General features: G+C 62.9%; 21 protein-coding genes and 1 pseudogene. 10 read left to right on the forward strand and 12 right to left on the reverse strand.

What is annotated here, in order from left to right; translation table 11 throughout:
- Positions 1-43: 43 nt before the first annotated feature.
- Entirely contained in the window at positions 44-910 is an 867-nt protein-coding gene (hepT, locus tag C7I36_RS17535) for a type VII toxin-antitoxin system HepT family RNase toxin (RefSeq protein WP_219899595.1), read from the reverse strand.
- A gap of 305 nt (positions 911-1,215) precedes the next feature.
- On the opposite strand from hepT, the gene C7I36_RS04360 reads away from it, so the two are divergent.
- The 5 genes from C7I36_RS04360 (at position 1,216) to tesB (ending at position 8,379) form a co-directional block, all read left to right on the forward strand.
- Positions 1,216-1,908 (forward strand): tRNA/rRNA methyltransferase, encoded by a 693-nt coding sequence (locus C7I36_RS04360; RefSeq protein ID WP_106452507.1) that lies wholly within the window; start codon positions 1,216-1,218, stop codon positions 1,906-1,908.
- 223 nt (positions 1,909-2,131) lie between these two features.
- Positions 2,132-4,591 (forward strand): bifunctional aspartate kinase/homoserine dehydrogenase I, encoded by a 2,460-nt coding sequence (gene thrA, locus C7I36_RS04370; protein ID WP_106452509.1) that lies wholly within the window; start codon positions 2,132-2,134, stop codon positions 4,589-4,591.
- Positions 4,592-5,548, forward strand: coding sequence for a homoserine kinase (thrB, locus tag C7I36_RS04375; protein ID WP_106452510.1), 957 nt, complete (start codon positions 4,592-4,594; stop codon positions 5,546-5,548).
- On the forward strand, positions 5,545-6,819 hold the full coding sequence (gene thrC / locus C7I36_RS04380; protein ID WP_106452511.1) for a threonine synthase: 1,275 nt from the start codon (positions 5,545-5,547) through the stop codon (positions 6,817-6,819). The genes thrB and thrC overlap by 4 nt, the downstream gene beginning before the upstream one ends.
- A 696-nt stretch (positions 6,820-7,515) precedes the next feature.
- Complete coding sequence (gene tesB, locus C7I36_RS04385; protein ID WP_106452512.1) at positions 7,516-8,379, forward strand: acyl-CoA thioesterase II; 864 nt, start codon at positions 7,516-7,518, stop codon at positions 8,377-8,379.
- A gap of 95 nt (positions 8,380-8,474) precedes the next feature.
- Here tesB and C7I36_RS04390 read toward each other — a convergent pair whose 3' ends face one another.
- Positions 8,475-9,659 carry a dicarboxylate/amino acid:cation symporter gene (locus tag C7I36_RS04390; RefSeq protein ID WP_106452513.1) on the reverse strand — a complete coding sequence of 395 codons (1,185 nt, stop codon included), beginning with the start codon at positions 9,657-9,659 and terminating at the stop codon, positions 8,475-8,477.
- Positions 9,660-9,874: 215 nt separating this feature from the next.
- Between C7I36_RS04390 and ung the strand changes: the two genes are divergently transcribed.
- Positions 9,875-10,549: a uracil-DNA glycosylase gene (gene ung / locus C7I36_RS04395; protein ID WP_106452514.1), complete on the forward strand. Its 675-nt coding sequence runs from the start codon at positions 9,875-9,877 to the stop codon at positions 10,547-10,549.
- A gap of 51 nt (positions 10,550-10,600) precedes the next feature.
- Here the strand turns inward: ung and C7I36_RS04400 are convergent, their stop codons facing one another.
- On the reverse strand, positions 10,601-10,792 hold the full coding sequence (locus tag C7I36_RS04400) for a DUF3545 family protein (RefSeq protein ID WP_106452515.1): 192 nt from the start codon (positions 10,790-10,792) through the stop codon (positions 10,601-10,603).
- Positions 10,793-11,005: 213 nt separating this feature from the next.
- Positions 11,006-11,959 (reverse strand): transaldolase, encoded by a 954-nt coding sequence (tal, locus tag C7I36_RS04405; RefSeq protein WP_106452516.1) that lies wholly within the window; start codon positions 11,957-11,959, stop codon positions 11,006-11,008.
- Positions 11,960-12,311: 352 nt separating this feature from the next.
- Between tal and C7I36_RS04410 the strand changes: the two genes are divergently transcribed.
- On the forward strand, positions 12,312-13,733 hold the full coding sequence (locus C7I36_RS04410; protein WP_106452517.1) for an alanine/glycine:cation symporter family protein: 1,422 nt from the start codon (positions 12,312-12,314) through the stop codon (positions 13,731-13,733).
- Positions 13,734-13,980: 247 nt separating this feature from the next.
- Here C7I36_RS04410 and C7I36_RS04415 read toward each other — a convergent pair whose 3' ends face one another.
- Positions 13,981-14,532, reverse strand: coding sequence for a hydrolase (locus C7I36_RS04415; RefSeq protein WP_106452518.1), 552 nt, complete (start codon positions 14,530-14,532; stop codon positions 13,981-13,983).
- 95 nt (positions 14,533-14,627) lie between these two features.
- Entirely contained in the window at positions 14,628-16,511 is a 1,884-nt protein-coding gene (locus tag C7I36_RS04420) for a methyl-accepting chemotaxis protein (RefSeq protein WP_106452519.1), read from the reverse strand.
- Positions 16,512-16,940: 429 nt separating this feature from the next.
- Here C7I36_RS04420 and C7I36_RS04425 point away from each other — a divergent pair, with 429 nt between their 5' ends.
- Positions 16,941-17,276: a YkgJ family cysteine cluster protein gene (locus C7I36_RS04425; protein ID WP_106452520.1), complete on the forward strand. Its 336-nt coding sequence runs from the start codon at positions 16,941-16,943 to the stop codon at positions 17,274-17,276.
- A 70-nt stretch (positions 17,277-17,346) separates the two neighbouring features.
- The gene (locus C7I36_RS04430; RefSeq protein WP_106452521.1) at positions 17,347-17,970 is read left to right on the forward strand and encodes a YceH family protein; all 624 of its coding nucleotides are present in this window, start codon (positions 17,347-17,349) and stop codon (positions 17,968-17,970) included.
- Between the two features lie 67 nt (positions 17,971-18,037).
- Here the strand turns inward: C7I36_RS04430 and C7I36_RS17950 are convergent, their stop codons facing one another.
- The 6 genes and pseudogenes from C7I36_RS17950 to C7I36_RS04455 form a co-directional block, all read right to left on the reverse strand.
- Positions 18,038-18,448: a CZB domain-containing protein gene (locus C7I36_RS17950; RefSeq protein WP_425445028.1), complete on the reverse strand. Its 411-nt coding sequence runs from the start codon at positions 18,446-18,448 to the stop codon at positions 18,038-18,040.
- Positions 18,446-18,790 (reverse strand): annotated as a pseudogene (locus C7I36_RS17955) (methyl-accepting chemotaxis protein); the annotation flags it as partial. The pseudogene C7I36_RS17955 and the gene C7I36_RS17950, both read right to left, overlap by 3 nt.
- A 486-nt stretch (positions 18,791-19,276) precedes the next feature.
- Positions 19,277-19,816 (reverse strand): SCO family protein, encoded by a 540-nt coding sequence (locus tag C7I36_RS04440; RefSeq protein ID WP_106452523.1) that lies wholly within the window; start codon positions 19,814-19,816, stop codon positions 19,277-19,279.
- On the reverse strand, positions 19,776-20,549 hold the full coding sequence (locus tag C7I36_RS04445; RefSeq protein ID WP_106452524.1) for a formylglycine-generating enzyme family protein: 774 nt from the start codon (positions 20,547-20,549) through the stop codon (positions 19,776-19,778). Before C7I36_RS04445 ends, C7I36_RS04440 begins: the two co-directional genes overlap by 41 nt.
- Complete coding sequence (gene nirK / locus C7I36_RS04450; protein WP_106452525.1) at positions 20,549-21,970, reverse strand: copper-containing nitrite reductase; 1,422 nt, start codon at positions 21,968-21,970, stop codon at positions 20,549-20,551. Before nirK ends, C7I36_RS04445 begins: the two co-directional genes overlap by 1 nt.
- Before the next feature lie 144 nt (positions 21,971-22,114).
- Positions 22,115-23,056 (reverse strand): LysR family transcriptional regulator, encoded by a 942-nt coding sequence (locus tag C7I36_RS04455; protein ID WP_106452526.1) that lies wholly within the window; start codon positions 23,054-23,056, stop codon positions 22,115-22,117.
- A 134-nt stretch (positions 23,057-23,190) separates the two neighbouring features.
- On the opposite strand from C7I36_RS04455, the gene aptA reads away from it, so the two are divergent.
- Positions 23,191-24,540, forward strand: coding sequence for an omega-aminotransferase AptA (aptA, locus tag C7I36_RS04460; RefSeq protein WP_106452527.1), 1,350 nt, complete (start codon positions 23,191-23,193; stop codon positions 24,538-24,540).
- Positions 24,541-24,557: the final 17 nt, after the last annotated feature.

Consider the following 24,557-nt stretch of genomic DNA (forward strand, 5'->3'; position numbering starts at 1 on the left):
TTATGTTGCGATAGTAATGGATCCGGGTGTCATTGTGGGGAAATTATTGTGATGCCTCACTCCTCACGCTTCCCAGGGCGATCAGCCCCTGCCGGGCGAATTCGAGCAGCGGCTGGTGGTAGTTGGAGGCGATAACGTCGCGGATGATGTCCGTGTCTACTTCCAGGTAATCGTGTACCAGGGCGTTTCTCAGCCCCACCACCTTGCGCCAGGGGATCTGAACCTGGATCAGTTGCCTGTCGGTGAGCCGGTTGAAGGCGGTCAGTGCTTCATTGCTGGCCTTGCCGGTCACCTGCTTCGACCACTGTTTGGCGATGCCGATGCAGGATTTGATAAGCAGTTGCAGGGTGCGCTCGGCAGCCCTTTGCTCGAAGCGGCTCCAGGGGGCCTGGCTCAAGCGGCGTTGCAGCTCGGCCAGATCCAGTTCGCACTGGTCGAGGTGTTCTTGCTGGGCACTGAGATAGCCGTTGTTATCAATAGAGGTTGTACCTTGTTGGGGGTGCACATAGTCCAGCTCCCACATGGAATAGATGCGTTGTTCGGCCCGCATGCGTCGGTCGGGCCATTTGTCCAGCAACAGCCTGCCCTCGCTCAGGATGCTCCAGCCCAGCGGAACCGGCGCTATGGACAGATCCACCACGCTCAAGCGGCCATCGGGCAAGGCGCACTCTTGCTGCCATTCCAGCACCAGTTCCTCGGGGCGCAGGCGGCGGGTCAGGGGGTGTTTTTCCCAATTGGTAAACACCACGGCCAGGTCATAGTCGCTGCCCTTATGGTGATCTCCCCGTGCTCGGGAGCCGTACAGCCACAGGGCGGCAATGCAGGCGGGCCGGCTGCGCTCCGGGGGCGGTGCGGGGTATTGGGGCGCGGGCGGCTCGCCCGCCTGGGGGGGGATGCCGTGGTTGGGCATGGCTTGAGGCCACGAGGGTTGCCGCCGGGCGGCAATGCAGGCGGGCCGGCTGCGCTCCGGGGAGCGGCGCGGGGTATTGGGGCGCGGGCGGCTCGCCCGCCTGGGGTAATGGCGTGGTTTTGGTGTGGCTTGAGGGCACGAGGGTTGCCGCCGGGCGGTAATGCAGGCGGGCCGCCTGCGCTCCAGGGAGCTTGCCCGGCGGCTAAATTCACTCCTCACTCCTCACTCCTCACTCCTAACTCCTCACGCTTTACCTTCTGGCCCGCTTTGCGGACAATACGCGGCCTTACATTTAGGGGAGTGGCATGGAGCTTTATTTCGTACTCAAATCGCCGGCCCGGGCCGAAAACGTGGGTGCCGCCGCCCGTGCCATGAAAACCATGGGCTTTGAGCACATGCGGCTGGTGGACAGCCGGGTGCACCAGCAGGACCAGGCCCACTGGGTGGCCCACGGCGCCCAGGAGATACTGGAGCGGGCCGAGTATTTTGCCACCCTGGCCGAGGGCCTGGCGGACATGGACCTGGTCATCGCCACCACCGCCCGCCGGCGCGGCCGTTATCTGCACTACCTCACCCCCAAGCAGGCCATTGCCCAGGTAAACAACAAGCAACTGGCAAAAGTGGCCATTTTGTTCGGTTGCGAGGAGTCGGGGCTTAGTAACGAGGATTTGGCCCATGCCGACATGATCAGCTACCTGCCGTTGAAAGTGACTTATCCTTCGCTCAATCTGGGCCAGGCCATCATGCTTTATGCCTGGGAGTTCAGCCAGGGGCTGGCCACGGAAAACGAGGAAAAAAGCGCCGCTCGTGCAGAAAATGCGTCCTTGAGGGTGCTGCAGCAAAAAACAGAGCATTTATTTGAGCTGGCCGCTATTTCACAGCAGGATAAACTGGCGGAATGGGTACATGACCGATTGCCTATGCTGGAACAGCGGGACCTGAATCTGCTGCATCTGCTGTTGAAGGACCTGGAACGGGCCCTGGCCGTCAAGGATTGAAGTTGACAAGGCGGATGCCCCGGGTTATTGCTATGGCATCCGATTTTCGAGGTTGTTCGTCATGCTGTTCCATGCAAGCCGCACCATCACCACCATCATTATTACCGGTACCACCACTGGTGGCACTGGGGCGGGCTGATGCGCTGACGACAAACAAATTTGAATCCAAGAGCCCGTGTCCCAACCAGATACGGGCTTTTTCGTTTTACACAGGGAGTAATGAATGCGTGTCCTGAAATTTGGCGGTACCTCGCTGGCCAACGCCGAACGGTTCCAGACCGTGGCCGATATCGTGGTCAACAACCAGCGCCAGTCCCAGGTGGCCCTGGTGCTGTCGGCGCCGGCCAAGGTCACCAACCATCTGGTGGCGGTGGTGGAGCAGGCCAGCCGTGGCCTGGATCCGGCCCCGGTACTGGCCGAGATCGAGCAGATTTTCCACGCCATCATCGACGGCCTTCGGGAACGCGTTGGCGGGCTGGAGGCGGACGCGCTCAAAAGTCAGGTGGAGCGGGAACTGGGCCAACTGGCCCGGCTGCTGCAAGGGGTTAGCCTGCTGACCCAGTGCCCCGACAATATCCAGGCCCGTATTCTGAGCCGGGGCGAGGCCTTGTCCATCGCCGTTATGGCCGAGCTGCTGCGGGCACGCGGCGAGCAGGTGGAGGTGATTTCGCCCCAGGCCATGCTGCTGGGCGAGGGCAGCTTCCTGGAAGCCCACGTCAATATCGAAGTGTCGCGCCAGCGCTTCCGCGACCAGGGCCTGCGCCGCGATTGCGTTTACCTGATGCCGGGCTTTACCGCGGGCAACGATAAGGGCGAAACCGTGATCCTGGGCCGCAACGGCTCCGATTACTCCGCCGCCGTGCTGGCCGCCTGCGTGGATGCCGAGTGCTGCGAAATCTGGACCGACGTGGACGGTGTCTATAACTGCGATCCGCGCCTGGTGCCCGACGCCAAGCTGCTCAAGCAGCTGTCCTACAAGGAGGCGATGGAGCTGTCCTATTTCGGCGCCAAGGTGCTGCATCCCAAGACCATAGCCCCCATCGCCCAGTTCCATATCCCTTGCCTTATCAAGAACACCGGCAATCCCCAGGGCGAAGGCTCGCTCATCGGCCCCGAATGCAGCGACGACGACCTGCAGGTCAAGGGCATTTCCGACCTGTCCGGCATGACCATGCTCAACCTGTCCGGGCCGGGCATGAAAGGCATGGTGGGCATGGCCGGCCGGCTGTTTACCTGCCTGTCCCGCGCCGGGGTCAGCCTGGTGCTGATCACCCAAAGCTCGTCCGAATACAGCGTCAGTTTCTGCATCCACAGCTACGACAAGGAAAAGGCGCGCAAGGCCATCGACGGCGAATTTGCCCTCGAATTCAAGAACAACCTGCTGGATCCGGTGGACGTGATCGATGATCTGGCCATCATCTCCCTGGTGGGGGACAGGATGCGTACCGCCAAGGGGGTGTCGGCCCGCTTCTTCAACTCCCTGGCCGAGGCCTCCATCAATATCGTGGCCATTGCCCAGGGTTCCAGCGAGCGTTCCATTTCGGCGGTGATCCGCAAGGAAAAGGTGACCGAGGCGATCAAGGCCTGCCACCAGAATTTCTTTTCCAGCCGCCAGTTCATCGATGTGTTCCTGGTGGGCTGCGGCGGCGTGGGCGCGGCCCTGCTCGAGCAAATCCGCCGCCAGCAGCCGGTGCTGGAAGCCCAGGACATCGGCGTCCGGGTGGTGGGCATCGCCAATTCCCGCAAGATGGCGCTGGATCGCAACGGCATCAACCTCAATGAATGGCGCGACCGGCTGGAGCAGGCCCACGACGCCTTCGGCCTGGAGCGGGTTGCCCGCCTGGTGGAGGAAAGCCACCTGATCAACCCGGTGCTGGTGGACTGCACCTCCAACGAACAAATCGCCGACCAGTATGCCGACTTCCTGGCCGCCGGCTTCCATGTGGTGACGCCCAATAAAAAGGCCAACACCGCCAGCCTGGACTATTATCGCGAACTGCGCCGGGCCGCCCGGGCTACCCGCCGCAAGTTTCTGTATGAAACCAACGTCGGTGCCGGCCTGCCGGTGATCGAAAACCTGCAGAACCTCATTCGCGCCGGCGACCAGCTGAAGGCGTTCGGCGGTATCCTGTCCGGCTCCCTGTCCTACATCTTCGGCAAGCTGGACGAAGGCATGAGCTTTGCCGATGCCACCCGTATCGCCCGGGAAAACGGCTTTACCGAGCCGGATCCCCGGGACGATCTCAACGGCATGGACGTGGCGCGCAAGCTGCTGATCCTGGCCCGGGAGGCGGGCATGGAACTCAGCCTGGACGACATAGAGGTGGAAATGGCGCTGCCGCCGGAGTTTGACGCCAGCGGCGACATCGACAGCTTTATGGCCCGGCTGCCCGAGGCCAATGCCTGGTTCGAGGCTCGGGTGGCGGAGGCCGCGGCCGAGGGCAAGGTACTGCGTTATGTGGGCGCCATCGAAAATGGCCACTGCAAGGTTGCCATCAAGGCGGTAGACGGGGATGATCCCCTGTTCAAGGTCAAGGACGGCGAAAACGCCCTGGCGTTTTACACCCAGTATTACCAGCCGATCCCGCTGGTGCTGCGCGGCTATGGCGCCGGTGCCGATGTCACCGCCGCCGGCGTGTTCGCCGACCTGTTGCGCACCCATAACTGGAAGCAGGAGATTTAAATGAGTGTTGTTGCGTACGCCCCAGCCTCGACCGCCAATGTGAGCGTGGGTTTTGACGTGCTGGGGGCCGCGCTGGCCCCCCTGGACGGCTCCCTGCTGGGAGACCGGGTGTGGGTGGGTGAGGGCGACGGCGAGTTTCGCCTGAACAATGCCGGCCCCTTCGCCCACAAGCTGCCGGACGACTTCACCCAGAACATCGTCTACGACTGCTATGTGGCCTACGGCAAGGCGCTGGAAAAAAAGGGCCTCGGGCTCAAGCCGCTGGTGATGACCCTGGAGAAAAACCTGCCGGTGGGCTCGGGGCTGGGCTCCAGCGCCACCAGCATCGTTGCCGCCTTTGTGGCGCTCAATGCCTTCCATGACGAGGCCCTGAGCCGGCACGAGTTGATGCTGCTGATGGGCGAGCTGGAGGGGCAGATTTCCGGCTCGGTGCATTACGACAACGTGGCGCCCTGCCATTTTGGCGGTATGCAGCTGGTGCTGGACGAAGCGGGCGTGATCAGCCAGACCCTGCCCTCGTTCGATGAATGGTACTGGGTGGTGTGCTATCCGGGTATTACCGTGTCGACCTCCGCCGCCCGGGCCATACTGCCGGCCCAGTACCGCCGCCAGGACTGCCTGACCTACGGCCGCCGGCTGGCGGGTTTTGTGCATGCCAGCCATACCGGCCAGGAGCAGGTGGCCGCCGCCATGCTGAAAGACGTGATTGCCGAGCCCTACCGGGCCCAGTTGATCCCGGGCTTTAATGAAGTGCGCGAGCATGCGGCCGCCATGGGCGCATTGGCGACCGGCATTTCCGGCAGCGGTCCCACCGTGTTTTCGGTGATGAAGGATCTGCACCAGGCGGAAAAACTCAAGGCCTGGCTGGCCGACCACTTTATTCAGAACCAGGATGGCTTTTGCCATATTTGCAAACTCGACACCCAGGGTGCCCGGGTAACAGGAACCGAACTATGAAGCTGTACAATATCAAGGACAATAGTGAGACCATCGATTTCGCCGGCGCCGTCCGCCAGGGGCTGGGCCGGGGCCAGGGCCTGTTCTTTCCGGAGCACTTAAGCCCGCTGGCCAATGTGGACGCCCTGCTGGAGCAACCGCTGGTGCCGCGCTCCGTGGCCATTCTGCAGCACCTGATCGGTGACGAAATTCCCAGGGACACGCTCACCGCCATGGTGGAGCGGGCCTTTACCTTTCCGGCGCCGCTGGTGAAGGTGGATGAACACACCTATGCCCTGGAGCTGTTCCACGGTCCGACCCTGGCGTTCAAGGACTTCGGCGGCCGCTTTATGGCCCAGTGCCTGGCCACCCTGCGCAGCGACGGCAAGATCACCATTCTCACCGCTACCTCCGGCGATACCGGTGCCGCCGTGGCCCACGCCTTCTACGGCCTGCCCAATATCGAGGTGGTGATCCTCTATCCGGAAGGCAAAATCAGCCCGCTGCAGGAAAAGCTGTTTACCACCCTGGGCGGCAATATTCGCACCTTCGCGGTGCAGGGCGACTTTGACGCCTGCCAGGCGCTGGTCAAGCAGGCCTTTGACGACGAAGAGCTGAAGGCCGCGGTGGGCCTGAATTCCGCCAACTCCATCAACATCAGCCGGCTGCTGGCCCAGGTGTGTTATTACTTTGAAGCCGTGGCCGAGCTGCCCGCCGAGCAGCGCCACAAGGCGGTGATCAGCGTGCCGTCCGGCAACTTCGGCAACCTCACTGCAGGCCTGATTGCCAAGGCCATCGGCCTGCCGGTGAAGCGCTTTGTGGCCGCCACCAACGCCAACGACACCGTGCCGCGCTACCTGGACAGCGGCAACTGGGCCCCCCACGACACTGTTGCTACCCTGTCCAACGCCATGGACGTGAGCCGGCCCAACAACTGGCCGCGGGTGGAAGAGCTGTGCCGGGTCAAGGGCTGGAGCCTGTCCGACATCGCCTCCGGTGCGCTCAACGACGAGCAGACCAAGGACGCCCTCAAGCGGCTGTTCGCCAAGGGCTACCTGTGCGAACCCCATGGCGCCATCGCCTGGGAGCTGCTCAACAAGGAGCGGGGCAAGGACGAGGTGGGCATCTTCCTGTGCACCGCTCATCCGGCCAAGTTCAAGGAAAGCGTGGATGCCATCCTCGAACAGGATATTGCGCTGCCCGGCCCCCTGGCCAAGCACGGCGCCATGGTGTCCCTGTCCGAAACCATCCCCGCCGATTTTGCTGCCCTAAAAGCCAAAATGATGAAGTAACTCCCCCCAAAAAGGGGTCGGAGTCAATTATTAATTGACTCCGACCCCTTTTTATCGCCATTTGCTGCGGGTGCTTGTGAGAGATCTCTCAATAACATGGTGGAAAATGCGCTTTGTGGCCGGGGGGTTTGCCAGTGTTTGTAGCTATCTCATTGTTATTAAAAATCTTTTTATTTTTTTTCTGTGTGTTGGGTTGGCAACTGGCCGGCCAGGTGAATTGAGCCCGCCGGGGAAACCCGTATAGTAGTCATCAACGGCAGGGCAAGCCGGATTGTCAGGAAGACAAACGGCAGGCAGCCACACAGGGACTACCGGCAGGAGCCGGAGCAAGGATTAAGGAAGCGGTGCCGGTTCGGAATCCGGCAGCCAGGAGGCAAGGGACCAGGCCATGATGGCCAAGGGGATGACACAGGGAAGGGTCAGGGATACCTCCAGGACGGAGCGGTTGGCAACAGGATGTGGCCAGTCAGGATGACGTAAGGAACACCCCGACGGAGCGGGAAGGGGAAGACTCGGGACGGGTCAGGTCAGGGATTGCAGGGAGCAATCAGGTTCAGGGAACAAACCGACGACACCAAAAGGGGCAGCCAGCGGCTGCCCCTTTTCTATTGCCCGCGATCGGTCCTGACGGGGGCTACCGCCGTCTTGCCGGCCTGTGTTAACTTGTACGACCAGTTGATTAATCAGGTAACAAGCATGAGTCAGGCATTGGACGAGTTATTGACGCTGCTGGCGCTGGAGCCCCTGGATGACGGCCTGTACCGCGGCCAGAGCATGGACCTCGGTTTTGGGGCCGTGTTCGGCGGCCAGGTGATGGGCCAGGCGCTGGCCGCCGCCAAATACACCCTGGAGCCGGAGCGGCCGGTACACTCCTTTCACTCCTACTTCCTGCGCCCGGGGGATGTCAACAAGCCCATTATCTACGACGTGGAAACCATCCGCGACGGCAAGACCACCTCCACCCGCCGGGTCCAGGCGCTGCAATATGGCAAGCCCATCTTCTACATGACCGCCTCCTTTCAGCAACCGGTGGCGGGTTTCGAACATCAGGCCCCCATGCCGTCCGTGGCGGGGCCGGAAGGGCTGATGCCGGAGAGCGCGCGACTTGCCGCCCTGGCCGAACACTTGCCGGCGAGAACCCGGGAAAGACTGCTGGCGGAAAAGCCGATAGAGGTACGCCAGGTCAATTACGTCAATCCCATGAAACCGGAAAAAGCGGAGCCGGTGCGCCATATCTGGCTCAGGGCCAACGGCCGGCTGCCGGACGATCCGCGCATCCACAAGTATCTGCTGGCTTATGCTTCCGACTTCAATTTCCTGCCTACTGCGCTGATGCCCCATGGCCACTCCTTCTGGGAGCCGCAGCTACAGGTGGCGACCATCGATCATTCCATGTGGTTTCACCAGGATTTCCGTTTCGACGACTGGATCCTGTATGCCATCAACAGCCCGCGGGCGGTGGCGGGAAGGGGACTGGTACAGGGACACTTCTTCACCCGGGACGGGATCCTGGTGGCGTCAACGATGCAGGAGGGGATTATCCGGCCCCGACTGGGATAGCCTAAACCCAAAAAAGGGCCTGGCGGCCCTTTTTGCTGTGAAAAATAATGGGGTCGGAGTCAATGATGAAAATTGACTCCGACCCCATTTTAGTTTCAGGCTTTTTCCGCCTGGGGGGCTGCGGCCAGGGCGGCGTCTTCGCCGGCGAACTTGTCGACCCACAGGGCGATGACGCCGTCACCGGTGACGTTGCAGGCGGTGCCAAAGCTGTCCTGGGCCATGTAGAGGGCGATCATCAGGGCGATGGCGCCTTCGCCGAAGCCGAGCATGGTGCCGAGCAGGCCGATGGCCGACATCACGGCGCCGCCGGGGGCGCCGGGGGCGGCGATCATCACCACGCCCAGCATGATGATAAAGGGCATGATTTCGGCCAGGGACGGAATGGCCAGCTGCTCGGTCAGGTACATCACCGCCACGGCACAGGTGGTGATGGTGATGGTGGAGCCGGACAGGTGAATGTTGGCGGTCAGCGGTACGGTGAAGTTGGCGATGCCCTCGCGCACGCCGTTGGCCTTGGTGGCGCGCAGGGACACCGGTATGGTGGCGGCGCTGGACATGGTGCCCAGGGCGGTGAAGTAGGCGGGCAGCATGTTCTTGATCAGCGTCAGGGGCGAGCGGCCCATGGCCAGGCCGGTGAGGGTATAGAGGGTGGTCAGCCAGATCCAGTGCATCAGCACCGCCAGCAGCAATACCACGCCGAAGGTTTTAAGGGTGTTGAATACGGTGCCTTCGAGCGCCATTTCGGTGAAGACGCCGGCGATGTAGACCGGCAGCAGCGGGATGATCACCTTGGCCAGCAGCAGGTCGATGACGTCCCGGGCCTGGTCGGAGACCTCTTTCAGGGCCCGGGCCTGCAGCGCGGAAATGCCGATGCCGAACACAAAGGCAGCGACCAAGGCGCTGGTCACCCCGAACAGGGGAGAGATTTGCAGGGTGACGAAGGGCGCCAGCTTGCTGCCTTCCTCGGCGGCGACCTGGGTGGCCGGGCTGGCCAGCATGGGGATAAAGGTGCTTGCTACCAGGAAGGCGACGATACCGGCCACCAGGGTGGAGGCATAGGCCAGGCCAATGGTCTTGCCCAGCAGCTTGCCGGATTTTTGGGGCAGGCTGGCGATGCCGCTGGTGATAAAGAACAGGATCAGCAGCGGAATGGTGAAGGAAATCAACTGTCCGAACAGCATTTTGAAGGTCAGCAACAGACGGGCCAGCACATCGGGGGCGAACAGCCCGATGAGCAGGCCGGACAAAATACCGGCAATAAGTTTTATGATCAGCGACATATACAACCTGCTTAAGTGCGAAATTTTGTTAAGTTGGTGTTAAACCAGAGGTTTAAGCCAATAAGTTACCATGATAAGGATTTTTTTACCGTGGCTTTTGATGATTTCATGACCTCGCTAACACAAAAAGGGTGGCGGCCTGCCGCCTTGGGCGGCTTGCGGGCGGGCGGGCCAGCTTTTAAGCTAGGCGCTTTGGATGCAACGAGAGGCGAGCGATGACGCTGAGCTGGAGCCAGGTAATTGGGCCGGAAAAAGAGCAGCCCTATTTTCAGCAGGCGATGAATATCGTCAGGCAGCAACGGGAGGCAGGCAAGGTGATCTACCCGCCTCAGCAGGACATGTTCAACGCCTTCAGGTTTACCGAACTGGGGGAGGTGAAGGTGGTGATGCTGGGCCAGGATCCCTATCACGGCCCGGGCCAGGCCCATGGCCTGTGCTTTTCGGTGCGCCCCGGGGTACGGGTGCCGCCGTCCCTGCAGAATATGTACAAGGAGCTGAGCAGCGACATCCCCGGTTTTCGCATCCCCAACCACGGCTACCTGGAATCCTGGGCCCGCCAGGGAGTGCTGATGCTCAATACGGTGCTGACGGTGGAGGCGGGCAAGGCCCATTCCCATGCCCGGCTGGGCTGGGAAACCTTCACCGATCATGTGATCCGCGCGGTCAACGATCATTGCCAGGGAGTGGTGTTTTTGCTGTGGGGCAGCCATGCCCAGAAAAAAGGCGCCATGATCGACCCGGCCCGCCACCATGTGCTGGCCGCCCCCCATCCCAGCCCGCTGTCGGCACACCGGGGTTTTTTCGGTTGCCGCCATTTCTCCCGTACCAACGAGCTGCTGGCGCAGCAGGGTAAGGCGCCCATCGACTGGCAACTGCCGCTGGATGCCTGAGTGCGGCACACAAAAAAGGCGCCCTGGGGCGCCTGAATAGGTCTTCGTGCTCTACAGCTCCAACTCTTCCACCCTGCCCTCGAATTCGAAGGCGCAGTCGAGCAGCTGAAGTTCTTTTTGTAAGCGCTGTTTGTCCTTGAGTGCTTCAATTTCCCGCCATTTGCGCTTTTTGGCGGGCTCGCGCGGCGTGCCGCGCGGGGACCGTTCAACCACAAGTTCCTGATCGAAGCTGAACCTTTCCATGGGGCTCCCTCCTGTTGGCTATCAGTTGCAGTCGGTAATTCGTATATCACAACAGGTTCTAAAATAGAACCCTGTTATTACACTTTTATTAAATGGTGGGGAAATCGGCGGTATTTTCTGCGGTGAGCGCAAAAGAAAAAAACAGACGAAAGCAAACTGCCGGGAGGCCGGCAGCAGAAATAAACGGGCTCCCGAGGCGGGAGCCCGGATGGCTCAGAGCATGGCCTTGAGCATGGCCTCAAGCTTGCCCTGGTCGACGGCGAAGTTGCGGATGCCTTCGGCCAGTTTTTCGGTGGCCATGGCGTCCTGGTTCTGCTCCCAGCGGAACTCGGCTTCGGTCATGGGCGCGGGACGGGGCTGGCTGGCGCCCTGGTCGGTCAGCTTTTGCACCACTTCGCCCTGGGCCTGGCTCAGTTCTTCGAGCAGGTTGGGGCCTATGGTCAGGCGATCGCAGCCGGCCAGCTCGAGGATTTCGCCGGTGTTGCGAAAGCTGGCGCCCATCACCACAGTCCCATAGCCGTGGGCCTTGTAGTAGTCGTAGATGCGGGTCACGGAGAGCACGCCCGGATCTTGTGCCGGGGTGTAGTCCTTCTGGTCGGTGTTTTGCTTGTACCAGTCGAGAATGCGGCCCACGAAGGGGGAGATGAGATAGGCGCCGGCCTCGGCACAGGCCCGGGCCTGGGCAAAGCTGAACAGCAGGGTCAGGTTGCAGTTGATGCCTTCCTGCTCCAGCACCTCGGCGGCGCGGATGCCTTCCCAGGTGGAGGCCAGTTTGATCAGGATGCGCTCGCGGCCGATGCCGGCCTGGCGGTACAGCTCAATCAGGCGGCGGGCCTTGTCGATGCTGGCCTGGGTATCGAAGGACAGGCGGGCATCCACCTCGGTGGAGATGCGGCCGGGGATAAGCTTGAGGATTTCACAGCCGATATTGACCGCCAGCCTGTCACCGGCGTCGATCAACTGCTGATCCGGATCCTGGCTCTGGGCCTTGGCCCATTCCACGGCGTCCTGCAGCAAGGGGCGATACTCGGGGATCTGAGCCGCCTTGAGGATCAGCGAGGGGTTGGTGGTAGCGTCTTCCGGCTGGTACTTGCGGATGGCGTCGATGTCGCCGGTGTCGGCGACCACTGTGGTCAGTTTGCGCAGTTGGGTCAGTTTATCGGCCATGACAGGGTCCTTTCATTCGGCGGGTTTGCCGTTCACACGAGGGCCGACAGTATCCCTTATTCAGGCTACTAAAATAAAGCGTGGGCAAGGCGGATGCCGCCGGCCGGCAGTAAAAGATTTATATCTCTAAGTGTAATGAATTTAAAGGTTTATATGTTGCAAATCAGGTTAAATAACATTATTTATCGCTAACAAATGGCGATTTTTTCCGCTTGTTATATTTTTGTGTGATCTGGCTCACATGGCGATTCCGGCGGCTTGTGCTAGATTCCGTCGGCTGCCAATAGTAGTAGATGATAACTATTCTTATTACTGATTGTAATGCTTAACCCAACGGAAGCAGAGACAACCCATGGATACCATTATTGCTTTTATTAACGACCTGCTGTGGGGCACGGTACTGATTTACCTGCTGCTGGGGGTAGGGGTGTTTTTCACCCTGCGCCTGGGCTTTATTCAGTTCCGCCACTTCGGTCATATGTTTTCGGTGCTCAGGAACAGCCGCAAGTCCGACGCGGCGGGCATTTCGTCTTTCCAGGCGCTGTGTACCAGCCTGGCGGCGCGGGTCGGCACCGGCAACCTGGCCGGGGTGGCCGTGGCCCTTTACCTGGGCGGCCCCGGCGCCATTTTCTGGATGTGGCTGATCGCGCTGATCGGCATGTCCACCGCCTTTGTCGAAAGCACCCTGGCCCAGCTGTACAAGGTCAAGGACGAGGATGGCAACTACCGGGGCGGTCCGGCCTATTACATGGAAAAGGGGCTGGGCATGCGCTGGATGGGCGTGCTGTTCGCCATTTTCCTGATCATCGCCTTTGGCCTGGTGTTCAACGCGGTGCAGGCCAACTCCATCAGCGCCGCCATGCAGGTCGCCTTCGGCGTGCCCGACTGGGCCACCGGCGTGGCGCTGGTACTGTTGGCCGGGCTCATTATTTTCGGCGGCCTGCGCACCATAGCGCGCTTTGCCGAACTGGTGGTGCCCTTTATGGCCCTGGCCTACCTGCTGATAGCCCTGGTCGTGGTGGCGCTCAATATCAGCGAGCTGCCCGGCGTGCTGGCGCTGATCGTCAAGTCGGCCTTCGGCCTGGAGCAGGCGGGCGGTGGCGCCATGGGCTATGCCATTTCCCAGGCACTGATCAACGGCATCAAGCGCGGCCTCTTCTCCAACGAGGCGGGCATGGGCTCGGCGCCCAACGCGGCGGCCTCCGCCACTCCCTATCCGCCCCATCCGGCGTCCCAGGGCTATGTGCAGATGCTGGGGGTGTTTACCGATACCATCATCATTTGTACCTGCACGGCGTCCATCATACTGCTGTCGGGCCAGTTCGAGCCGGGCTCGGGCATTACCGGGGTGGAGCTGACCCAGCGGGCGCTGTCCAATGAAGTGGGCGAGTGGGGCAACACCTTTATCGCCATCGCCATCCTGTTTTTCGCCTTCACCAGCATAGTGGCCAACTACGCCTACGCCGAGAACAACCTGATTTTCCTCGAGCACAACCACAAGGCCGGCCTGCTGGTGTTTCGCCTGTTTGTACTGGGCATGGTGATGTTCGGGTCCATCGGCGAGTTGCCCACCATCTGGGCCATGGCCGATGCCTCCATGGGCATGATGGCGCTGATCAACCTGGTGGCGATCCTGCTGCTGTCGGGCGTGGCCATCAAGCTGGCACGGGATTACAACGACCAGTTGAAGCTTGGCAAGGTGCCTACCTTCGATGCGGCCAAGTATCCGGAGCTTAACCGCCAGCTCGAAGAAGGGATCTGGGACAAGAAATAACCGCCCGGCGACGGGGTCGGCCAGTCCCTGGAGCAGCGCACAGTTTAAAACTTAGGCCGCGATGTTTCTTGGGGCGCGGGCGGCCCGCCCGCATGAGGGGGGCACCGAGGTAGACGAAGGCACGGCCTCATCGGCGGTGCCTATTTTGCCTCGCGCCTTTTTAAACCTGTGGTGTGGTAGGCCAACCCGAGGGTTCGCGCTGTGCGCGAATGCAGGCGAGCCGCCTGCGCGCCATTATGTCCACGCCTCAGGGCTGCTCGCCCACCAGGAACTGTTTGCTGATCTGTTTGAACTGCTCGGTGCCCGAGCGGTGCAGCAGTTCGAACACCACCATCTCCCGGCTGACGATATGGGCGCCCGCGTCGCGCATCCGGGCCAGGCCCAGTTGGCGGTTTTCCTCGCTGCGGCTGCCCACGGCGTCGGCCACCACAAACACCTCCCGTCCTTCCCGCAGCAAATCCAGCACCGTCTGCAGCACGCATACGTGGGTTTCCATGCCGCACACCACTATCTGCCGGTACGCCTGCCAGTCCTCGGGCAGGCAGCCGGCGGCCACCACCGAGAAATGCATTTTTTCCACCACCCGGGGCGGCTCCGCCAGGGCGGTGAGGGCGCCCAGAGTATGGCCCAGGCCCTTGGGATATTGCTCGGTAAAGAGGATGGGGGTGCCCAGTTGCCGGCAGGCGGCAACCAGCCATTGCACCCGGGCGGCCAGGCGCTCTCCCCGATCGATGGCCGGCACCAGCTTGTCCTGCACATCAATGACCATCAGCGCCGCCTTGTCGAATTCGATCAGCATGCGATTCTCCTTGTGTCTGTCGGGTCGTTAGTATGGCCCCGCGGCGGGCAAAGAAAAAGGGCGCCCGTGGGCGCCCTCCTGCTCCGGCCCTGCATTCAGACCTTGAACTCGCCGAGCAGCCGGTCCTGGCGCTGCATCTGGTCGAGCATTTCCTGGCACTGCCGGACCTGGGCCACGGCGCCGCTGGCCACGTCCTGGCTGATGTCGCGGATATTGGTGGTGTTCTGGTTGATCTCCTCGCTGGTGGCGCTTTGCTCTTCCGCCGCGGTGGCAATTTGCAGGTTCATGTCGTTGATGTGGCTGATGGCCTCGCGGATGCGGGCCAGTACCTCGTTGGCCTCGGCGGCGTCGGTGGAGGTCTGGGCGGCCAGCTCCTGGCTCTGCTTCATCTTGCCCTCGGCCTGGCGTACTCCGGCCTGCAGCCGTTCTATCATGTCGCCGATTTCCTGGGTCGACTGCTGGGTGCGGGAGGCGAGCGAGCGTACCTCGTCGGCTACCACGGCGAAACCGCGGCCCGACTCGCCGGCCCGGGCGGCCTCGATGGCGGCGTTGAGCGCCAGCAGGTTGGTCTGCTCGGCGATGCCGGTGATCACCGACAGAATGGACTCGATATTGCGGCTCAACTGGGCCAGCTCGTTAACCGAGGCCATGGTGTCCTCCATGTCTGCCGCCAGCCGTGCTATGGCCTGGGTAGAACGGGACACCACCTGGGCACCCTGCTCGGTTTCCCGGTTGGCGGCGTTGGCGGCCTCGGCGGCGTTTTGGGCATGCTGGGCCACCTCGGTGGCGGTGGCGGCCATTTCATGCATGGCGGTGGCCAACTGATCCAGCTCCTGCAACTGCAGTTGCAGCCGCTGCTCGGCCTGGCCCGATTGATCCGAGGTTTGGGTGATGCTGGACTTGAGCTTGCGGGAGCTGTCCATCACATCGCCAATCAGGCGCTGCAGGTGGGCGAGGAAGCCGTTGAATTCGTTGGCGACCAGGCCAAAGTCATCCTGGCGCACTATCGGCAGGCGCTTGGTCAGATCGCCCTGGCCGCCGTTGATGTCGGCCAGGGACTGGTGCAGGCCGCCCAAGGGCTTGAGCAGGCTGGTCATCAGCAGCACCAGGATCACCAGGCTGATGGCGACCCCGAGCACGGCGATGATCAGTGCCTGCCACTGCTGGCGGTCGGCCTGGGCCATGACCACGCTTTCGTCGAGCACCACGCCGATATACCAGCGGGCGCTTTGCAGCTCGTCGAGCGGGGTGAAGGACACCCAGTGGGGCTTGCCCCCCAGTACATGGTCGGTCAGGCTGGGGCTGAGCGCGGGGGCGGCGCCTTCGAACAGGTCGCTCAGGTTTTTGCCGTTGAAGGCGGCATCCGGGTGGGAAATGATGTTGCCGTTTTCCGCCACCAGGAAGGCGTAGCCGGCGCCGTTGAAGTCGATGACGTTGATGGCGTCCGCCACCGTTTGCAGGCTGAGATCGCCGCCAAAGGCCCCGACAGCGCGGCCGTTGTCGGTAATTTTCGCCACTGCCGAAATCAGGATCTCGCCGCTGGCGGCATCGGGGTAGGGCTCGGTCAGGGCCGCCTGGCCGGCGTTCATGGCCACCGCATACCAGGGCCGCTGACGGGCGTCCCAGCCGGGCGGGTTCCAGCTCGGATCATTGGTGATGCGGCTGCCGTTCTCGCTTTCCAGGCCGCCGAAGATCAGGATGAAGTCGTCCTTCAGCAGCGGCAGGTTGAAGGAGTACTGCACTTGGTCGCGGCTGAAATTGCGGTCGATATTCTGGGCCACCATGTCGATGAGGCCGAGTTTGGCGTTGAGCCAGTTTTCAATCTGCTTGGCGAGGGTGGAGCTGGTTTCGGTGATGGCGGCGGCGGTCTGCTCGCGCAGGGTGTCGCGCACCTGGGAAATCTGCAGCCAGGAAAGCATGCTGACAGTGACAAGCAGCACGGCGGCGGCGGTCAGTCCGACTTTGTGGGCTATTTTCATACTACTGTTTCCCTGTAATTATCATTGGTCGAAAGCGGCTCATACTTTAGTCTTATTGCGCAGAGCGATATACGGAAAAAACCGGGTTTTACCGATATTTTGCGCTGGTGCACACTTTATGGCGCCGCAACGGAGCCCGAATCCCTGGCGGAAGGCGCCACTGCGGCGCGCCCCGGGCCTGCCCGTTTTTTTGTTATCGGCCGCTGGCGCCGGGACTTGATTGGCGGCGGCTTTCGATTTATTTATATGCTCCCGCCGGCGCTGTGCCGGCGCCTTGACCAGGAGATGACATCGACACGTCGCGACAGTGCCCCGTCCTGTTCGCCAGCCTTCCTTTCCCCCGTTCCGGTTCCGTGGCCCCGCCGCCCTTGTTGATAATCCTTTGTTCATTTTGTCGCTGTTTTGGTTTTGCCAGGAGGTAAGGCGTTGATGAGTGGTGACAACCCCTGTTTGACCTGCGGCGCCTGCTGCTCGTATTTTCGTGTGTCCTTTTACTGGGGCGAGGTGCACAGCGAGTTCGCCGTGCCCGAGGCCTTTACCGAACCGGTCAGCCCGACCCGGCTGGCGATGACTGGCACCAACCAGTCCCGCCCGCGCTGCGTGGCGTTGCAGGGACGGGTGGGTGACTGTGTGTCCTGCGCCATCTACCCCAACCGGCCGAGTCCCTGCCGGGATTTCCAGCCCTTCGACGCCGACGGCGCCTGCAACCGGGCCCGGGCCGCCTTTGGCCTGCCGCCGCTCGACACCAGTCCGGTGGCGGCCTGAGTGTTTTGGGCGTTGGTGTTCCTGCCGTAGTCCGGTAGGCTGGGGGCAAAAGACATCAAGGAGTCTGGTCATGGAAAAATTGTCGGTCCTGGAACAGAGAATCATCGGTTGCCTGATTGAAAAACAGGTGTCCACGCCCGAGGTATACCCCCTTACCCTCAATTCGCTGGTCAACGCCTGCAACCAGAAAAGCAACCGCGAGCCGGTGATGAGCCTGGACGAACAGGAGGTGCAGTCGGTGCTCAATACCCTGATCGCCCGGCGGCTGGTCAACAATGTGGCCGGCTTCAATGCCCGCGCAGCCAAGTTCCAGCACCGCTTCTGCAATACCGAGTTCGGCGAGCTGCAGTTCAGCCCGGGCGAGCTGGCCATCGTCTGCGAACTGTTGCTGCGCGGCCCCCAGACCCCGGGCGAGCTGCGCAGCCGCTGTGCCCGGCTGCACGGCTTTGCCGAAGTCGGCCAGGTGGAAGCCTGTCTGCAGGCCCTGGCCGACAAGGGACCCTATGTGGCGCGGCTGCCGCGCCAGCCCGGCAAGCGGGAATCGCGCTACGCCCACCTGTTTGGCGAGATGCCGGAGCCGGCGGTGGCCGAGGCCCCGGCATCGGGACGGGAGGCCGAGCTGCTGGCGCGCATTGCCGAACTGGAGGCGGAGGTGATGCGTCTGCAGCAGCGGCTCGAGCGCTACGAGTCCTGAGTCATTGAAAAAGGGGTCGGAGTCATTTTTCAAAAATGACTCCGACCCCTTTTTTTGCAGGCGATGATCAGGCCGCCCGGCGCGGTGCGGCCCGCTCCGGTTCGCGCAGGGGGGCCAGCATGCCTTCTATGCCGCGCAGCACGCTCAGGTTGGCCTGCTCCATCTGTTGCAGGGCCTGCAAAGCCTTGTCGTGGTCGCCCGCATAATAGTGGCGGATGGCGTCCCGGGCGCCCCTGTGCATGGCTTGGTGCGGGCTTTCCAGCGCCCGGTAATCGGCCTGGCCGGCGTAAAGAGCCTTGCCTTCGCCCTGGTAATACCACTGGCCCAGGCGACACTGGGTTTCGTCCGGGATTTGCTCCGCCCGTATGCTGGACTGATCCATGAACACCTTGTACACCTCCAGCTTGAGCTGTAACTCCTCGATGTTGGCCAGCTCCACGGTCGACAGCCGGGCGGCATCCACCACTGCCTGCTCCATATGGTGCGCCAGTTGGCTGAGGCGGGTCATGTCCTCGGCGGCGGCCCCCGACTCCCCGGCGCACAGCTCCGCCAGCCGGGTGCTTTCGGCCATGGCGCCTCGGGTGCTCTGGGTTTCCCCCTGAATAGCGCCCACCAGGGCGGCGATTTCGGTGGTAGCGTTGCCGGTGCGCTCGGCCAGCTTGCGCACCTCGTCGGCCACCACCGCAAAGCCTCGCCCGGCCTCGGCGGCCCGCGCCGCTTCGATGGCCGCGTTGAGCGCCAGCAGGTTGGTCTGCTCGGCCACCTCCCGGATGATTTGCACGATGCGGCCGATCTGCTCGGCCTGGCGGGACAGTTGTTCCACTCCGGCGGCGGTGGTGCGGGTGGTGCCGGCAAGGGCATTGAGGTTGTCGGCCATGCCGCTCAGCCGGGCCCGGGCTTGGTCCGACTGGCCGGCGGCGCTGACCGCCGTGGTCTGCTCCCGATCCAGGTTGCTGGCCAGGCTGGCGAAGGACGAGCAAAGACCGTCGAGCGACTGGCCAAAGCCGGCCATGCTGGCAAACACACCCTGACCCAGGCGCTGGCGCCGCTCGGCGGCGGCCAGGCGCTCCCGCAGCGCGTGGTTTTCCTGCTCCAGCCCGGCCAGCCGCTGTTGCCCTTGTTCCAGCTCGGCCTGCTGCCGGGCGCAACGCGCCTCCAGTTCGGCCAGTTGCCGGCGGTGACGTGTAAACATCATGATGTGCTCCCCTGATGATCACGGCCCTTGGCGTGGCCGTCGAGATAAAAGGAGTATCCTGTATGCAACATTGTAATGCACGTCTTTTCTGAGTCCGTTGGCGGTTTTGTGTTATGGCACAAACAATTTGTCCGCCAGTCCCCGGGGACCATCGGGCAGGCCGGACTGCTGGAACATCAGCCGGCCCTGTTCATCGAGTACGCTGACGGTGTTGGAATGGGAAATCTCGCCGTTGGCCTGGCCCATGTACTGGATATTGAGCGCCATGGCCAGGGTGCGGACATCGTCGTCGCTGCCGCTGAGCAGGGTCCAGTGCTGGTCCAGCCCGCGCTGGCCGGCAAAGTGGCGCAGTACCTTGGGCGTGTCCCGGCCGGGGGTGAGCGATACCAGCACAAAGCCGAGGGCGTCCTGCTCGGCCGGGCTCAGGGTTTTTTGCACCGCCTGCAAATTGGATACAATCACCGGGCAGGCGGTCATGCAGTCGCTGTAAATAAAGGCCAGCAGCCGTTTTTTGCCGGCCAGATCGGCGATGGCGAGGGCTTTGCCCTCGCTGTTCTGCCAGCGGCTGTCGAGCTGGTAGACGGAGTCGCCCGGCAGGGCGGCACGGACGTTAAAGGCGGCCAGCAGGATCAGCAGTATCAGTGTTTTCATCGGTCAGCTCCTGTGCACAACGAAATCCCAGGTTGCCCAGGGTATAGGGCGCCTTGAGGCTGGTACGAAAGCCAAAACGCATAAAGGCGGCGTAATCGGACGGATCGGCGCTGCCGGCGGCGCCCGAGCCGCAAAACATGCCCTGATCCAGGCTGCTGTCGCCGCGCGACTCGCCGGTGACCAGGGTGGAATTGAAATCCTGGGTCCATTCCCACACCAGCCCGTGCAGATCCTGCACCTGCCAGTAGTTGGCCGGGTCCTGCCCTACCGGCGGCAGGGTGGCGGTGGCGGGACGGGCATACCAGGACAGGATGCGCCGGGTGTAATCGGGCTCGGTGGCACCAAAGGCGGCGCTTTCCGAGGCCTGGGCGGCGAACTCCCACTCCGCCACCGTCGGCAAGCGCTTGCCCTGGGCCCGGCAGTAGGCATCGGCCGCATACCAGGATACCCGGGTGACCGGCTGCTCCCGCTGGGCGGGCGTCGGCTGCCCGGCGGGCCAGTGTTGCAGGTAGCCGGGTTCGGCGAACAGGGCGGCGACGGCACCCGGTTGCCAGCGGGGATGGGCGGCCACAAAGGCGGCGAACTGGCCGTTGGTGACCGGGGTCACATCCAGCCGGAACGGCGCCACCCGGGTGAGCGGGCTGTCCTTGCTCAGGTACAGGGGCCGAACTTCCCCGCCGGGAAGTTCGGCCATCTGCAGCGCCGCCAGGCCAAGCAGCAGCGCGGTGAGCATCAGTGGGCGCTCCCTTCCATCACGATGGGCTTGCCTTCCTCCCGCCGCTTGGCGACCACCTCGGGGGTGATTTCCCCGCCCTTGTTGTCCCAGCTGTTGAGCACATAGGTCAGCACGTTGGCCACGTCCTCGTCGGACAGGCGCATGGCCGGCATGATGCTGTCGAAGGCCTGACCGTTGACCTTGATGGGTCCCTTGAGGCCGTGCAGCACCACGTCGACGGCGCGGGTCGGGTTTTCGTTGAGGAAGTCGGAGTCGGCCACCGGCGGGAAGGCGCCGGGGATGCCCTCGCCGCCGCCCTGGTGGCAGGCCTGGCAGTTGGCTTCATACACCCGCTTGCCGTACATCATCCGCTCTTCCTTGTTCTTGGCGGTGACCTTGGGATGGCCATTGGGCATGACCTGTACCGCCGAGCCTTCGGGCAGGTAGACGTTGTCGGCCACCTTGCCGGAGTAGACCACCTTGTCCTCGGGGCCTTCCACCGTCATCATGCCGAGCGCCCCCTTGTTGAAGGCACGGAAAATGGAGTGGTCCACCATGATGAAGTTGCCGGGCACGTCCAGCTTGAATTCCGCCATGGCGGCACCGCCGGCGGGGACCAGGGTGGTCTGCACGTTTTCGTTGATCAGATCGCCGCCTTCCACATGGACCTTGTCGAAGATTTCACCGATGACGTGGAAGGACGACACCAGGTTGGGGCCGCCGTTGCCCACATAGAGGCGCACCGTCTCGCCTACGTTGGCGGTGAGGGCCTTGTCGCCGTTGAGCGCGCCCACGGCGCCGTTGAACACCACATAGTCGGCCTGCTCGCGGATCGCCTTGTCCATGTCGAAGGGTTGCAGGCCCTGCTCGCCGTAGGCGCCCTTGGTGTAGAAGTCGCCCTGCATCACATAGTATTCCCGGTCCACCGGCGGCAGCCCTTCCTCCGGCTCGACCAGGATCAGGCCGTACATGCCGTTGGCGATGTGCATGCCCACCGGGGCGGTGGCGCAGTGGTAGACATAAAGCCCGGGGTTGAGCGCCTTGAAGTTGAACACCGAGGTGTGGCCGGGGGCGGTGAAGGAGGCCGCCGCGCCGCCGCCCGGGCCGGTGACCGCGTGCAGGTCGATGTTGTGGGGCATCTTGGAGTCGGGATGGTTGGAGAGGTGGAACTCGATTTCGTCCCCCTCGCGCACCCGCAGGAACTGGCCCGGCACCGAGCCGCCGAAGGTCCAGAACATGTATTCCACCCCGTCGGCGATTTCCATCACCTTTTCCACGGTTTCCATCTTCACCACCACCTTGGCGGCATGATCCCGGGTGATGGGGGGCGGTACCAGGGGCGGCGAGGTGAGCACGGCTTCTTCCACCGGCAGGGTGTTGGCATGGGCGGAAAAGGCGAAGGCCAGGCCGACGGCAACGACAAGCTTACTGAGTTTCATGGGTTACTCCCTGTACTGGGTGCTTTTTTGTTAGTCGAGATTAATTTTGTATCTCAGATGTAAGTTTGTATTCGTCGTTGTCAAACAGGACTGACCTGGATCAATAAATGACCGCGTACCTCCTTTGGGCGAGAAAACTCTGTGTCATTTATCGACCTGGCGCACAGTTTCCGTTCCGTCGGGATCGCCGGCCAGGGTATCGAGGAAGGTATCCAGCACCAAATTGGGACGCCGGCCCCGCACCGTGATGGCGCCAAAGCGGGTGGTGAAGCCGAGCCGTTGGGGAAGCAGCGCCGCCAGCCGGCCCCCTTCCACCCAGGGGCGGGCGTAGTGCTCGGGCAGGTAACCCAGATAGCGGCCGGTGAGCACCAGAAAGAGAATGCCTTCCCGATCATTGGCCCGGGCGCCCAGGGGATGGCGCCGGCACAGGGCCTCGGCCTCGGGCGGCAGGGCAAAGCTGGGCATCACCAGCTCGTGGCGGGCGATGTCGTCGGGGCCTGCCCCGGCGGCCGCCAGCGGATGGCCGGCGGCGCAGTAAAGGCTGGATCTTTCTTCATACAGGGGCAGGCAGTCCAGCCCCGGTCGCTCGCGGATGCGCGGCACCACGCCGATGTTGAGCCGGCCGTCGAGTACGCCGATCTCGATGTCGTCCGAGGGCTGCATGTGCAGGTGGATCCTGACCTCGGGGCCGCGGGCCTTGAGCGCCGCCAGGCCATGGGTGATTTTCATGCCCGGGTGGCTGACCAGGTTGTCGGTGATGCCGATGCTGAGGGTGCCCCTCAGGTGGCGGTGCAGATCGTCGATTTCGGCGCGAAAGTGGCTGATGGCGCCGAGCAGCCGGTCGCTGGCCTCCAGCACCCGGCGTCCTTCGTCGGTGAGGGCAAAGCCGGCCCGGCCGCGCTGGCAGAGCCGGAGTCCCAGGCGGTTTTCCAGATCCGCCATCTGCATGCTGATCGCCGCCCGGCTGATGCCCAGGCTGACTTCCGCCGCCGAGAAACCGCCGCAGGCGGCCACGGTGCGAAACACCCGCAGCAGCTTGAGTTCGAAGTCGCTGACCTGGCCGAGGGGAGAGGTCTTTTGGTCCATCGTGGAAGCCCCGGTAGAAAGTTAAGGAAATGATTAACTGAACTTAACAAAGTTTATATTTAACAGGATAAGCCCGGGGAGCACCATGGAGCAATGCGGGCGCCGGATGCGCCCCTTGTTCCCAAGGAGCCCGGATGAACAGCCAACCTCAATACCAGGGGACCGAGGTCGGTCCCGAACACCTCAACCTGGATGCGTTCTGGATGCCCTTTACCGGCAACCGCGCCTTCAAGGCCGCCCCCCGCCTGTTTGCCTCGGCCGACGGCGCCTGGTTTACCGATACCCGGGGCCGGCGGCTGTTCGACAGCCTGTCCGGCCTGTGGTGCACCGGCCTGGGGCACCGCCATCCGCACATCAACAGCGCCATCGCCCGCCAGCTCGATATCCTGGATTATGCCCCCTGCTTCCAGGCCGGGCACCCGCTGGCCTTCGAACTGGCCGAGCGGCTGGCCCGGCTGGCGCCAGACGCCTTGAACCGGGTGTTTTTCACCAATTCCGGCTCCGAGTGTGCCGACACCGCCCTGAAAATGGCCAGGGCCTACTGGCGGGTGCGGGGGAAGCCGGAAAAAACCCGGCTTATCGGCCGGGCCCGGGGCTACCACGGCGTTAACGTGGGGGGCACCAGCCTGGGCGGCATAGGGCCCAATCGCAAGCATTACGGCCAGTTGCTGGACGCGGATCATCTGCCCCATACCCTGCTTGCGGAAAACGCCTTCAGCAAGGGCCAGCCGGCCCAGGGCGCTGGGCTGGCGGACCATCTGCTGCAACTGATCGAACTGCACGACGCCTCCACCATAGCGGCCGTGATTGTCGAGCCCATGGCGGGCTCGGCCGGGGTGATAGTGCCGCCCCTGGGCTATCTGCAGCGGTTGCGCGAGATTTGCGACCGGCACGACATCCTGCTGATTTTCGACGAGGTGATCACCGGGCTGGGACGGATGGGCACTCTGTTTGGCGCCGAGGCCTTCGGCGTGGTGCCCGACATCATGAACCTGGCCAAACAACTGACCAACGGCGTGGTGCCGATGGGAGCGGTACTTGCCCGGGAGGAGATTTACCAGGCCTTTATGGCACAGCCGGGGCCCGACTATATGGTGGAATTTCCCCACGGCTACACCTATTCCGCCCACCCGGTGGCCTGCGCCGCCGCCATGGCCGCCCTGGACCTGCTGGTGGAGGAGGACATGCCGGGCCGGGTGCGGGCGCTGATGCCGGTATTTGAGGAGCAGATCCACCGGCTGCGTGGCCTGCCCCAGGTGCTGGATATCCGCAACTGCGGCCTGGCCGGCGCGGTGCAGCTGGCGCCCTATCCGGGCGAGCCGGCGCGCCGCCCCATGGAGCTGGCCATTGCCCTGTGGCAGGCGGGCTACTATGTGCGCTTTGGCGGCGACACCCTGCAATTCGGGCCGCCCTTTATTTCCACCCCGGACGAACTGGAGCAATTGTTCAATGCCGTCGCCCGGGTATTGCGGGCCCAGCCCTGAGCGGCGCCCCTTTTTCA

Source organism: Zobellella taiwanensis (assembly GCF_003012795.1).
Lineage (GTDB): Bacteria > Pseudomonadota > Gammaproteobacteria > Enterobacterales > Aeromonadaceae > Oceanimonas > Oceanimonas taiwanensis.